8 protein-coding genes are annotated in these 13,273 nt (G+C 41.6%); 5 read left to right on the top strand and 3 right to left on the bottom strand.

Annotated elements, in window-relative coordinates:
• Nucleotides 1-20: 20 nt before the first annotated feature.
• Complete coding sequence (locus tag P0G38_RS14135; RefSeq protein ID WP_275852277.1) at nt 21-1,520, bottom strand: AcpB/EbpR/MafR family transcriptional regulator; 1,500 nt, start codon at nt 1,518-1,520, stop codon at nt 21-23.
• Nucleotides 1,521-1,725: 205 nt separating this feature from the next.
• Between P0G38_RS14135 and P0G38_RS14130 the strand changes: the two genes are divergently transcribed.
• The 5 genes from P0G38_RS14130 (at nt 1,726) to P0G38_RS14110 (ending at nt 9,556) form a co-directional block, all read left to right on the top strand.
• Nucleotides 1,726-2,526: a MurR/RpiR family transcriptional regulator gene (locus P0G38_RS14130; protein WP_275852274.1), complete on the top strand. Its 801-nt coding sequence runs from the start codon at nt 1,726-1,728 to the stop codon at nt 2,524-2,526.
• A gap of 113 nt (nt 2,527-2,639) precedes the next feature.
• The gene (locus tag P0G38_RS14125; protein ID WP_275852271.1) at nt 2,640-4,010 is read left to right on the top strand and encodes a glycoside hydrolase family 1 protein; all 1,371 of its coding nucleotides are present in this window, start codon (nt 2,640-2,642) and stop codon (nt 4,008-4,010) included.
• Between the two features lie 5 nt (nt 4,011-4,015).
• The gene (locus P0G38_RS14120) at nt 4,016-5,305 is read left to right on the top strand and encodes a PTS sugar transporter subunit IIC (RefSeq protein ID WP_275852268.1); all 1,290 of its coding nucleotides are present in this window, start codon (nt 4,016-4,018) and stop codon (nt 5,303-5,305) included.
• Between the two features lie 108 nt (nt 5,306-5,413).
• Complete coding sequence (locus P0G38_RS14115) at nt 5,414-7,120, top strand: glycoside hydrolase family 3 protein (protein WP_275852265.1); 1,707 nt, start codon at nt 5,414-5,416, stop codon at nt 7,118-7,120.
• Between the two features lie 24 nt (nt 7,121-7,144).
• Nucleotides 7,145-9,556, top strand: coding sequence for a glycoside hydrolase family 2 TIM barrel-domain containing protein (locus P0G38_RS14110; RefSeq protein ID WP_275852261.1), 2,412 nt, complete (start codon nt 7,145-7,147; stop codon nt 9,554-9,556).
• 125 nt (nt 9,557-9,681) lie between these two features.
• Here the strand turns inward: P0G38_RS14110 and P0G38_RS14105 are convergent, their stop codons facing one another.
• A complete protein-coding gene (locus tag P0G38_RS14105) occupies nt 9,682-11,466 on the bottom strand; it encodes an ABC transporter ATP-binding protein (RefSeq protein ID WP_275852258.1) in 1,785 nt (594 codons plus the stop codon).
• Complete coding sequence (locus P0G38_RS14100; protein WP_275852255.1) at nt 11,459-13,192, bottom strand: ABC transporter ATP-binding protein; 1,734 nt, start codon at nt 13,190-13,192, stop codon at nt 11,459-11,461. Before P0G38_RS14100 ends, P0G38_RS14105 begins: the two co-directional genes overlap by 8 nt.
• Nucleotides 13,193-13,273 lie beyond the last annotated feature (81 nt).

Below are 13,273 nucleotides of genomic sequence, written 5' to 3'. Positions count from 1 at the left end.
CAAGTGCCGCACACGTCTTTTCAATTATAGAAGGAGTTTTTTTCGGTGTTTTGCAACGCAAAATTATGGATGATTTTTGGGTTGATGATTTTCAAGAAATTGTTCCAATCATCTGCATCTGGGATCGATTTTATTAGGAGGCATTCAACATCCAGAATATACTCTTCCAAATACTCTGCGTAATTCGTCACGACTAGATCAATCTTGTTTCGTTCCACATAATCCAAAGAAAACTCACTGGAATCAGGGAATTGTAAAACATGATATCGACCAAAATATTTTACAGCAAAAGCATTGATGTGAAGGCAAATATGCGCATCCCCTTCTAAAAGAAAGGCGATCCGGCGTGGGTTGCCCCAGTATTTTTCTTTTAATCCTTCAAAGTACAAAGTGAAGCGGGCACTGATTGCTGGCAGAGCGGTCGCTTCAAAGAGAGGCTGTCTAAAAAGAAACCGTGTATTTTCCTCATACTCTTTAGGGTATTGTGTTTGTGCGTAATTGGAAATTTCTTCCATGCTTTGATTGTAGGTAGGGGATATCAGCTGCTTTATTTTTTCCGTAATAAAGAAAGAATGGAGAAAAACAAAATCTCGGGACTGATCATGATCGGAAATCTGCTGGAGCTGGCAAAAATTGGCAGTCAGTTCTTTTAGCTCAGGCCAATGGTCAAAGCGGGTAACAAATGATATTTCCCTGAGATAGTTGTTTATCCCACGGTTACTTGCTAGTAGAGCGAAAAGATAGACCAGCTCCTCTGACGGTAAAGACAAGGAAAAAGCGGTTTGGAGTCGTTGATTGAGGGGCTGGATTTCTTGGAAGAGTTCATCTGCCAAGACGATCTTTTTTAATTGTTCGGAGACAACGACAGTTTCTCCCGCTTGATGACGCTCAAGGATAATATACAACCAATAACTGATATACCAAAATGAAGCTGTATTATTGGTTTTGCCGCGTATATTGCGAAAAAAATCTAAGACGATATTTTGCACAGCAATGGTTGGACGTACCGTATGAGGCGTAGCATCCGACTCATAATAAAAGGCATGGAAAAATTTGCGAATATCCGCTTCTGATCCGATCAGACGGAAATTCTTATGATCAACAGATAACTGAAAGGGCTTCAGGGCTTTTTCAAAAAGTGTCAAATAGCGTAAAAGGGAACTCTCAGAAAGATAAAAATAGTCTGCCCATTCGGAAACTGTCCGATATTCTCCCTTAAACAGATGCTCAAGAATAACGAATAACGGTTCATTTTGAAGGAGCGCTCGTTTTCGTTCCAGATATTCTTTCGGTAGTAATTCATGAAGAGAATAGCCATTCGACGTGGATTCGATCATTAGCGTACTTCCAAAGTAGCTCCGTAGCCCCTCCATATCATAAATGATCGTGCGCCTCGAACTCTGGACAGCTTTTGACAACTCACGATTCGAAAGGGTCTTATGCCGTTCCAAAAGATTCAATAGTTTCAACCAACGATTGGTGGTCGTAGAAGTAATAAACGTCATCTGAAAATTTTTCATTCGTAACACTCCCATACGGTCTGTTTGATGGATCATCGCTCACGTCTGATTATGGAATATGGATACGGGCAAGGCAAGGGAAAGGTTTTTAGATTCAAATTATTGAAATGGGCGCAGAGTATAAGGAGAATTTCACCAATTCAACTTTGCTTTCCCTAGCTTTCATTGTATATTTAGGTGAAAGCGTATTTAGGAGGTAGCACGAATGGAAAATAAAGGAACCTCAGTCAGAAGTCTTTTGTTGCGCTATTTAAATAATCAGAAAAAACAAGACAATAATTACTTTATTGCACAGGCGATTCTAAGAAGTTTTTCGAAAATCCCTAAGATGACCATTTATGAACTCGCAGAAGAATGCTTTGTGTCGACTGCAGCGATTTCGCGATTCATTCGAATTTTGGCTTTTTCATCTTATACGGAATTCAAACAAGCGGTTGAAAAAGAGATCGATATCGTCAGCGATTATTCCAAAAAAGTGATCCAGCCCGTGGAACAAAGGGAGGAATTTCTGGACGAATTCACCTCAAATCTTTTGATCAATTTGAGGTACGCCAAAGAACATCTCTCGATTTCAGAACTTGAAACAGTGGTCTCTGCGATCCATGAAACAGAAAACGTTGCTGTGTTTGGCTTAGAATTTGCTGCTTTTATGGGACAGCATTTGCAAAGCAAATTAGCAAGCATGGATAAAATTATTCGGATTGGTTTTACAGTGGAAGAGCAATTAAAAATTGTGGAAGAAAGCTCGCCAGATAGCTTGGTTTTGATTTTTTCGATGGAGGGTGGTTTCTTTTACTTTAGTGAAAAAGTGATTGCAGCCTTGAAGAAAAAGGGAATCAAAATTATCGTCTTTACGTTTAAGCATTCTCCAATCATTGAGCGAAGTGCAGACCAAATTATCCTCTGTGGAGAGATCAACGAAAACACCGAAGGACGGATTGCTATTCTATATATGATGGAGTTATTGATTTATATGTATATGAAAAAGTTCTATTTGCCTCGATAGTTTCATATTTTGAAACAAGACCTTTGGATTTGAAACCAGAGGTCTTGTTTTGTTGTCGTTAGAATTAATTCTGAATGGTATCGTTTTCTTATAAGGGAAAGGTGGAAGGAACAATGGTCAAAAAAGATTTTTATTGGGGGGCATCAACCTCAGCATTTCAAGTAGAAGGAGGCTTTGGTGAAGGTGGAAAAGGGATTGCAACAACAGATGTGCGTCACGTACCGGAGGGAATTGCAGATTCGAAGATCGCGTCCGATCACTATCATCATCTAAGCGAAGACATTGAATTAATGGCAGACTTAGGGATCGATCTCTATCGTTTTTCGTTCAATTGGACACGTGTCATGGGGAATGGTGATCAGCCGAATCAAGAAGGCATCGATTTTTATAATCGTTTGATTGATGGGTGTCTTGAAAAAGGAATCACACCTTTTCCTACTCTCTATCATTTTGAAATGCCGCAAGCATTAGTAACCAAATTTGGCGGATGGAAATCAAGAAAATGTATTGATTACTTTGTTGCTTATGCAAAAGTTTGCTTTCAGCATTTCGGTGATCGCGTCAAGCTGTGGGGAACGATCAACGAGCAATTGATCGTCACAGCAGCTTCTGATTTAAATGGCAATCACGAAACGGATGCAGATGAAAAAATGAAGCAGATGTATCAAATGAGTTATAATATGTCGCTAGCTGAGAAAAAGACAATTCAAGTTTTTCGAAAAATCGTAAGAGATGGTCAAATTGGTCCCGTGTGCTCTATGCAAGTTGTTTATCCTGAAACACCTTCGCCAAGGAACATCTTAGCAGCTAAGAACGCCGAAGACTTTTTACAAAATTGTTTTCTCGACATGTCAGTATTCGGCGAGTACCCGAAAAGCTACTGCAATTATTTGAATGAAAAAGGTTGGTATCCAGAAACGGAACCAGCTGATCGAGAAATTTTGAAGAAGAATAAACCAGATCTTATAGGGATAAACTATTACTGTAGTACCTGTATTCGTGCCGTTGAACCGGGAGAAGATACAAGCAAACTACCACCATTTTATCGAAATGAGCGATTTACCTTAGGGAACAATCCTTATTTAACGAAGACGAAATGGATGGAATTTGGTATTGACCCTGAAGGATTATATATAGGTATGCGGTCGATTTACGAAAAATATCATTTACCAATGATGGTAACTGAAAACGGTTTAGCGTATTCTGATAGTATTGAAGACGGGCAAATTCACGATGTCTATCGTATTGATTACTTGGAACAGCATATTAAGCAATGTGAGCGTTTTATGGAGGAAGGATATCCTTTATTGGGTTATAGTCCTTGGTCACTACTTGATTTGGTTAGTTCACACCAAGGGTTTAAAAAGCGATATGGTTTGATTTTTGTTGATCGCACAGATGAAGATCCGAAAGAATGTCGACGAATTCCCAAAGACAGTTACTATTGGTACCAAAATAAAATAAAAAACACTAAAAAGGGGTAAGAAAAATGAATGCATTTATCCACTTTATGGAAAAAAGATTTATTCCCGTTGCGAATAAAATTTCTTCGAATCGCTATTTAAAAAGTGTGAGTACAGGTTCGATGTCATTACTAGGCGTTATTATGTTAGGTGCCATCTTTACAGTTATTTCTAGTTTAAGCTGGGAACCGTATCAAAACTTTCTATCAGTGACCAACATTGGAACAGTGATGAATTATATTACAGCTTACACAATTGATTTATTAGGTTTGTATATGGCATTTAGTATTGCCTACTGTGGATCAGGAATATTCGGGATCAAAGAACAAGCTTTGGGGACGGGGTTCATCTCATTGGTATGTTTCCTGTTATTAACGCCACTCACTGAAAATCCCGAAGCAAGAGCTTCATTTTTAAGTACCAATTATTTAGGCGCGCGCGGGGTCTTCGTGGCAATTTTCGTTTCACTGATCACGATTCAACTGATGAAATTGTTTGTGGAAAAAAATATTACGATCAAAATGCCTGATGGGGTGCCAGAAATGGTGACCAAGTCATTTACTTCTTTAATTCCAGCAGTTGTGATTGCGTCACTTTTTGGAATTGTTAAATTTGGCTTTAGTGTAACTAGTTATAATTCGGCGACAGATTTTGTTTATACATTGCTTCAAGAACCATTGCAGCGATTGACGGGTTCCTTAACTGCCTTTTTGATTCTTATTTTGATCTCGAATCTCTTATGGTTTTTCGGGATCCATGGTTCAATGACCGTATTGCCGATTCTCATGCCGATTTTCTTGGGTTATCTTGCAGACAATAGTGCTGCTGTGGCGGCGGGAGAAGCAGTCCCTCATGCCATTAATTTTGGATTATACGATTTGGCATGTTTAGGGGGCAGCGGTGCAACGATTGGTTTAGTGACTGACATGTTTTTATTTTCCAAGAGTAAGCGCTACAAATCATTTTCAAAAATCGTATTTCCAAGCGGTCTTTTTGGTGTAAATGAACCAGTTGTCTTTGGAATGCCGGTAATGTTGAATGTGATGCTTTTGATTCCGTTCTTATTGACGCCATTAGTGATCACTTCTCTTGGGTACGCATTGATTTCCATGGGAATCATTACCGCACCGATTGGCATCCTAGGGGCGGGCTCGTTACCTCCGCTGATCCACGGCATCGTTCAAGGGAGCCTCTCTTTTGGTATCTATCAACTATTTGCAGTTGCTATTTCTATGGCTATCTATTACCCGTTCTTTAAAACCTTAGATAATCAAGCAGTTCAAGAAGAACGTTTAGCACAAGAACAAGCTGGATAAGAAACTCGCACAGGATTTACAGTTAACCATAATAACAACAAACGAGCGCAAGAGTGAAGTGATTCTTGCGCTCGTCGTCTGTGAAACTATCGATTGGAGGACAACTCAGTGAGAGAGACAAGAGAAACACTTTTCAAATTTACAGAGACAAGGAAAAAACAAATTCAGAAGATCGTAGAAAACATGTCAGTTATGGAAAAAATTGGTCAGCTTTTTTTCGTGATTGGACAATCAGGTTCTGTAAAGGAATTGACGGCTTTTATTAAGAAATACCAACCGGGAGGAATGATGTATCGCCCCGACAATGCTGAAAAATTGAAGGATCAGCTAAGAGCAGTCCAAGATGCTAGCACAATACCGTTATTTCTTTCAGCAAATTTAGAGTCAGGTGGGAATGGTATTCTTACGGAAGGGACATGGGTCGGTAATCCTATGCAGATCGCCGCTACAGATTGCACCGAAAATGCCTATTACTTAGGAAAAATTGCTGGGCTGGAAGCGGCTCGAATTGGTATTAATATGGCTTTTTCACCGATTGTCGATATTGATTATAACTTCAAGAACCCAATCACGAATACTCGCACATTTGGAAGTGATCAAAAACGAATTATTCGCATGGCTCAAGCGCAGATAGACGGTTTTTCTGAGAGTAACATCATTCCAGTGATCAAGCATTTTCCTGGGGACGGTGTTGATGAAAGGGATCAACATTTACTGAGTTCGATCAATTCACTCTCCGCGAATGAGTGGATGGAATCGTATGGGACTATTTATCGCCAGTTTATTGAAAAAAACGTCAGCTGTATCATGGTGGGACACATTTATCAGCCTGCGTGGGAGCGAAAACTTTCACCAACGATCAGAGAAACCGAATTGATGCCTGCTTCTTGCTCGAAACTTCTAGTTAACGGGTTACTAAGAGATACACTGGGCTTCAATGGTTTGGCTATCACTGATGCAACACCAATGGTCGGTTACACGACGATCATGCCTCATAGAGAGCGACTCGTTGCTTCAATCAATGCAGGAATCGATATGTTGCTTTTTAATAAAAATATTGATGAAGATTATGAAGTAATCACATCTGCTGTAAAAGAGGGAAGCATTCGTATGGAACGTTTGGATGAAGCAGTCGCACGAATTTTAGCAGTCAAAATGTACCATGGTTTATTGACTGAAGTAAGGGAAGAGACAGTCAATAGTACTCCTAAAAGTGTCATCGATCGTACTGAATATCAGTGGGTAACGAAAAAAATTGCTGATGAGTCGATTACATTGGTCAAAGACAGAGAAAAACACTTACCACTCACCCCACAACGATACCCTCGAATCCGTCTCGTTATTTTGGGTGATTCTGACGACGGTGGATTTAAAGAGGGAGGACGAGTGGGTCCGCTTTTTAAAGCTGGATTAGAAGCTGCTGGATTTGAAGTCAACCTTTTCGATAATCAACAATTGGATTTCCAAGAGGTTTTCGAGGCAGGGGTTGAGGATCTTAGAAATAAATTTGATTTGGCATTGTATGTTGCTAATGTTGAGACCGCCAGCAATCAGACAACAGTTCGTTTGGATTGGAATCATTTGATGGCCGCAAATGCTCCCTGGTATGAAAAGGATCTCCCTACCATTTTTGTTTCTACTGCCAATCCCTATCACTTATTTGACATCCCTTATGTTTCAACTTTTATCAATGCGTATACAGGAAATCCAGAAACAGTGGAGGCTATAATCCAGAAATTGCTAGGGAAAGAACCGTTTAAAGGTAAGAGCCCGATCGATCCATTTTGTGGGGACTTTTTAGCTAGAGCAAAATAACTTTTATAAGAAGGAGGAGAAAAAATGAGACAAAATCGATTACTGAATGATGGCTGGCAATTTCACTTAGGTGAGATAGAAGAGCCAATGAAAACAGTCAGAAAAGCCGCAGCTATCGGTGGCTTGGCAGCTCCGCTTGAAAATGAAGCGGGGGATACTGTTTTGATAGGTGCTGGTGGAGAACATTTTCTACGGCTGATTGCTCAAGGTGATCGTGAAAAAGGCTTGAGAATGTTGGCGAACACTGCTTTGGAAAGTGAACTTGACGAAGATTGGGTATCTGTTGATCTCCCTCATGATTGGAAAAATGAACTTCCGTATGTTAATGATCCCGATTTACTGATGAGTGGATCAAAGCCAGATGGCATTGCCTATTACCGTAAGACTTTTGCGTTAACTCTAGATGAAGTGAACGAAAAGCAAGTGACTCTCCACTTTATGGGCGTCATGCGTATGGCATCTGTCTGGTTTAATGGTGTATTTCTAGGTGATCATTACAGTGGATACTCTGATTTTTCTTTTGATGTCTCTGAACTGATACGCATCGGCTCAGAGGGAGTGAATGTGGTGTTGATCAAAGTGGATACGACGAAAGGCGCGGAAGGCTGGTGGTATGAGGGAGCAGGTATATATAAGGATGTATATTTAGAAATAAAACCAAAGCTTCAGATTGTGGCAGAAGCATCGTTTATCGAAACAACTGAAATAAACCAGCAGGAAGCGCTCCTTAAAATCACCATTGGTCTTGCTAACCATCATTTTGAGAAAAAACAAAAGATAACGATCAAAAGTCTGGTGGCTGATCAACAAAATATCCATGAGTGTAACGTAGATCCTTTGGCGACAACAGAATGGAGTTATTGTCAAAAAATCTGCGCGCCTCAGCTATGGTCTCTCGAGAATCCACATCTATACCAAGCTACTTTTCAACTATTTGATGGCGAGAACCAAATCGATGACTATCAGCTTTTTTTTGGTATTAGGACAGTCGCATATACTACGAAAGGTTTTCTGCTTAATGGGGAACGTAAAGAATTAAGAGGGGTCTGTGAGCATCAAGATTTTGGTGGTCTAGGTGTCGCATTACCAAAAGATATTTTACGGTATAAGCTGTTGAAAATGAAAGAAATGGGGGGAAACGCCTATCGCAGTGCACATCACTTTGCTTCTAAAGACCTCCTTGAATTATGTGATGAGTTAGGTATCATCGTTATGAACGAGAACCGCATCTTGGAATCTAGTGAGTGGCGGACAAATGAGCTGGCAAAAATGGTGAAGCAAACACGTAATCATCCTTCTCTTTGTTTTTGGTCCCTTTGTAATGAAGAGGTGATTGGTCATACGCCGCTTGCTTACCGAATGGCACAAAAATTAGCAGCTGTGATCCGAACCCATACTTCGCAAAGTCTTATTGTTTCAGCGGAATTACTTAATCCTGCTGGTCAGGTGGATGCTTCTTATATGCGTATTTTTGATGTGAACGGGGTCAATTATCCTGAGTCTGCTGTAAATGGGACAGGTTTAGTTGCTGTAAAGGAAAAGTATCCGCTATTTTCATATCTTAGTACGGAAAGTGCTTCTTACTTTTCGACAAGAGGGGTCTATCAAGATAACAGCGAAAAATGTCATACTTCAAACTTTGGTTCTCTTTATTCTATGGTCTTACCTGGGAAACGAAAGCCTGAAGAGCCAGGAACCGGTGGTACGGCTAAACCGACAGAAGTACTGCGTTACTTAGAAGAACATGCCTATATGGGAGGTGTCTTCTTGTGGACATTTATGGATTACTACGGTGAGCCAGCACCGTTTCGCTGGCCTGGGATCAGTTCTCAATTTGGAATTACAGATACGGTCGGATTTGAAAAGGATTCTTTTTATTATTATCAATCAAGGTGGACTGAAACACCAATGGTTCATGTGTTTCCTCACTGGAACAAAGAAGGGTTAACAATTGACCAAGGGGTTACGGAGGTGAGGATTTTTTCTAATTGTCATACTGTTGAGTTGTTTCTGAACGGGAAGAGTTTTGGAAAGAAAAAAAATGATAAAGATGGCCTATCTTGGCATATTCCTTATGAACCAGGTTGTTTAAAAGCCATTGGTGTCAAAGAGGAACAAACAATTGAAGCAACTCGAAAAACAAGTGGTCCGACTGATTCTGTCACAGTTAAAGAACGATTCTGTGGAGCGGACTACTCTCTATTTGAGATCCAAGGAATCGATTCAGAAGGGATCGAGGTGCCAACTGCAGACGAACTTGTAGCGGTTTTGGTAAAAAATGGCACAATCCTCGGACTTGCTAATGGCGATCCCGCAGATCTAGACGGGTATAATTGCCAAGAGAAAAAACTTTTTTCAGGAAAATTAATGGCAATCATAAAAAAAGAACCAGGAAAAGTACCGCTTATCCAAGCAGCACTAAAAAAAGTTGAGTAAAAGAGAAGCAATTGAAGGTAATAGTAGTTAGCCTTGGTGCTCACAGATTTTTACGGAAAAAGAAAAAAGCCGACCCACAACCTCGACAGTTTATAAAGTCATTGGTTGGTGGTTCGGCTTTTTCATCAAGCTGTTGCAAACTGGCTGTTATATAATTGGGCGTAAAGGGAATCTTGTGCCAATAATTCTATATGGGAGCCTTTTTCGACGACGGAGCCGTCTTTCATCACTAGGATCAAGTCAGCGTTTTTGATAGTAGAAAGACGATGGGCGATGATAAAGCTGGTTCGTCCTTGGGTCAAACGATCCATCGCCGTTTGGATCATTTGTTCCGTCCGCGTGTCGACACTGGAGGTGGCTTCGTCGAGGATCAGGATCGTTGGGTCTGCTAAAATCGCCCGGGCGATCGTCAATAATTGTTGTTGTCCTTGTGACAGTTCGCTTTCGGAGCCAATGACGGTATCGTAACCGTTGGGCAGGGTCCGCACGAAGTGGTCGCATTGGGCGGCTTTCGCGGCAGTCAAGATGTCTTCCCGAGTGGCATCGGGATTGCCATAAGCGATATTTTCAGCAATGGTTCCTTGGAACAGCCATGTATCCTGCAGCACCATACCGAATTTTTTCCGTACTGCCGGTGCCGAAAAGGACATCATGTCTTGATCGTCCAGCAAGATCTTCCCACCATTCAATGGATAAAAGCGCATCAAAAGATTGATCATGGTGGTTTTTCCAGCACCTGTTGGTCCGACGATCGCGACCGTTTGTTTTGGTTTGACGGAAAATTCGACGTTTTCCATCAAGAATTTGTCCTTGTTGTAGCCAAAGGAAACGTGTTGGAAATCGATTTTTCCTTTGATGGTTTGTGGAACTGGCAGTTGTTGGGTCGCAGTTTCTTCTTCAGGATAATCAAGGATCTCAAAAATTCGTTCGAGAGATGCTAAGGCACTTTGCAAGGTGTTCATAATATAAGAGGCTTGCGTGATCGGTTCAGACACTTGGTTGATGTATTGTAGATAGGCTTGTACGAGACCAATGGATAATTGCCCTTGCAATACCATCAGACCACCAACGACGGCGCTTAAGATAAAGCCGATTTGATTGATAAAGCGCACGAATGGATTGATAGCTGCACTGACGAACTGTGCTTTTCGAAAGGCTTTAAATTGGGCTTCACTCAATTCCGCCATTTCCGCTTCAACGGCAACTTGTTGGTTGTAGGATTTGATCAGCGGATTTGCGGTATAAAACTCTTCCGCACGACTGCTAACTGCACCTAATGTTTCTTGGTTTTTGGTAAAGTAGCTCAAGTTTTTTCGTGCGAGAACGGTGGTCACAAAAGCACTCAAAAGCAAAATCAGGACCACGCCGATCGTCAGCAATGGGCTGAGATATAGCATGGCGATCAAGCCGAAGGTAATGCTGATGGTTGCGGTGATCAACTGCATCAAACCGACTTGCAAGACTTCAGATACTTTATCTAAATCGAGAATCACTCGGCTTAAAATATCGCCAGTATGATGTTTGTCGTAAAAACTGATAGGCAGGCGATTGAATTTGTCACTGATTTGTTTGCGTAAAGTCAAGGTCAGGGTTTCACTGACACTGGCCATCGTATACTCTTGCAGCAAGGAAAAGAGACTAATCAAAAGCCACGTTCCCGCTAAAAGGACGACTGGACCTAAAATACTTTGCCAAAAATCACTGATCTGCCAGCCTTCTTGTTGAAACAAGGCAATCAGATTATCCAGTCCACGCCCCAAGATCAAAGGGGCGATGGACATCAGTAAGGAAAAGAACAAGGCGGAAGCGATAATCAGTAGAAAGCGGGCTTTTTGTTCCATCAGCAAACGCAGCAAGCGTCGGCTTGTATGTTTCATGTTTTTTGGTGTATCCATTGTTTGTTTACTCATCCTTCATTCCTCCCATTCCTTGAGATGAGGCAAACTCTTGATAAGTTTGGCAATTGCGTAATAATTCTTCGTGGGTTCCTTTACCGACCATTTTGCCGTTATCCAAGACAATGATTTGATCGGCATTTTTGACGGTCGATACCCGCTGAGCCACGATAATGACGGCGGCATCTTTCGTGTATTCTTTCAATGCACGCCGCAAATTGGCGTCTGTTTGATAATCCAAAGCAGAAAAGCTGTCGTCAAAGAAGTAGATTTCTGCTGGCTTTGTTAGCGCTCGGGCAATACTCAATCGTTGCTTTTGACCGCCAGAGAAATTGCTGCCTTTTTGAGCAACTGGACTTTCATAACCTTCAGGCAAGCCTTCAATAAATGACTTGGCTTGAGCAACTTCAGCGGCTTTTGCCATCGCCTCATGGGTTGCCGGACGATTGCCGAAACGCAGGGTTTCTTGAATCGTGCCGCTAAGCAACAGCGCTTTTTGCGGGACATAACTAATTTGGTCCCGTAATTCGGCTTGTGAGATCTCTTTGATGTTGCGGCCAAAAAGCGTGATCGAACCAGCAGTCACATCTTTGAAACGCAACAGCGCTTTGGCAATGGTGCTTTTGCCAGAGCCAGTTCCGCCAACGATCGCTGTCGTTTTGCCTCGGTGGATCTCAAAACTGATATCTTCTAAGACAGGTTCTTCGGCGCCTTCATACGTAAACTGCACCTGATTGAAAGCGGCGATCGTTTCTGACACGGCGGTCTTGTTTAAGGTTTGGTCACCGTCGATCAAATCAATTGGTTCTTCCAAAACTTCTGTGATCCGTTGCAAGGAAGTCAAGCCTTTAGGCACCATCACGATCACCATCGCTGCCATAGTCAAAAACCAGAGACTCAGGATCGTGTATTCGATGATGGCAGTAATACTACCAATAGCAAGGTGGCCCTGCAGACTTTGATAGCCGCCGTAGACAAGGATAGTCGAAATCGAGAGTCCCATTACTAAATTGACCGTCGGATTCAAGACAGCAAAGAGGCGATTGACTTGGATCATGGTTTTCGCATATTCCGTCAGTGTTTGATCTGTCCGTTCTTTTTCGTAAGCAGCTTTGTCGAATGCTCGAATCACCCGAGCGCCAGTAAAGGTTTCTCGTAAGATCCGCATCATGTTATCGACTAGTTTTTGCGTGATTTGTGATAATGGGATCGCTTTGCGAATCACTCCATAAGCGATCATTGAAAAACATAGGATCGCTACGATTGGGACCCAAATCATCCGTAAAGAGACGGTGCCGGTTAGAAAAATTGAAGCAGCGACGATCATTGGGGCTGGCAAAATCATTTGCAGCGCCATCATCAAAATTTGTTGGATGTTGTTGATGTCGCTGGTGGTACGTGCCAGCAAAGTGGGCGTACCATAGCCATCAACAGCGGATACAGAGAGTTCTTGTGTTTTTTTGAAAAGGCGCATCCGCAAAAAATGCCCGAATTTTCCTGAAAGGTGGGCAGATAAATAACTACCGCCTACAGAGACGATCACGGTGCCGATGGCAATGGCAAACATCCACCAGCCATTGTGCCAAATGGCTGTCGTGTCGACTTTCAAGATCCCTTCATCAATGATTTTAGCCAAAAAATACGGCAACAGGAGTGTGCCGAAGGATTGGACCAGCATCAAAAGAAATAAACTGAAAAAGAAGCGTCGTTCTTCTTTATAAAATAACTGTAATTGTTTCATGATTTCCCTCCAAAAATGTCGTTCTATGGTAGAATAAACTGTAACGTTACGTTACAGTCAAGCAAGGAGTGAAATTTTTTT

The sequence above is a fragment of the Enterococcus casseliflavus genome (genome assembly GCF_029215545.1).
Classification (GTDB): Bacteria; Bacillota; Bacilli; order Lactobacillales; family Enterococcaceae; genus Enterococcus_D; species Enterococcus_D casseliflavus.
This window is presented reverse-complemented; position numbering and strand designations above follow the sequence as displayed.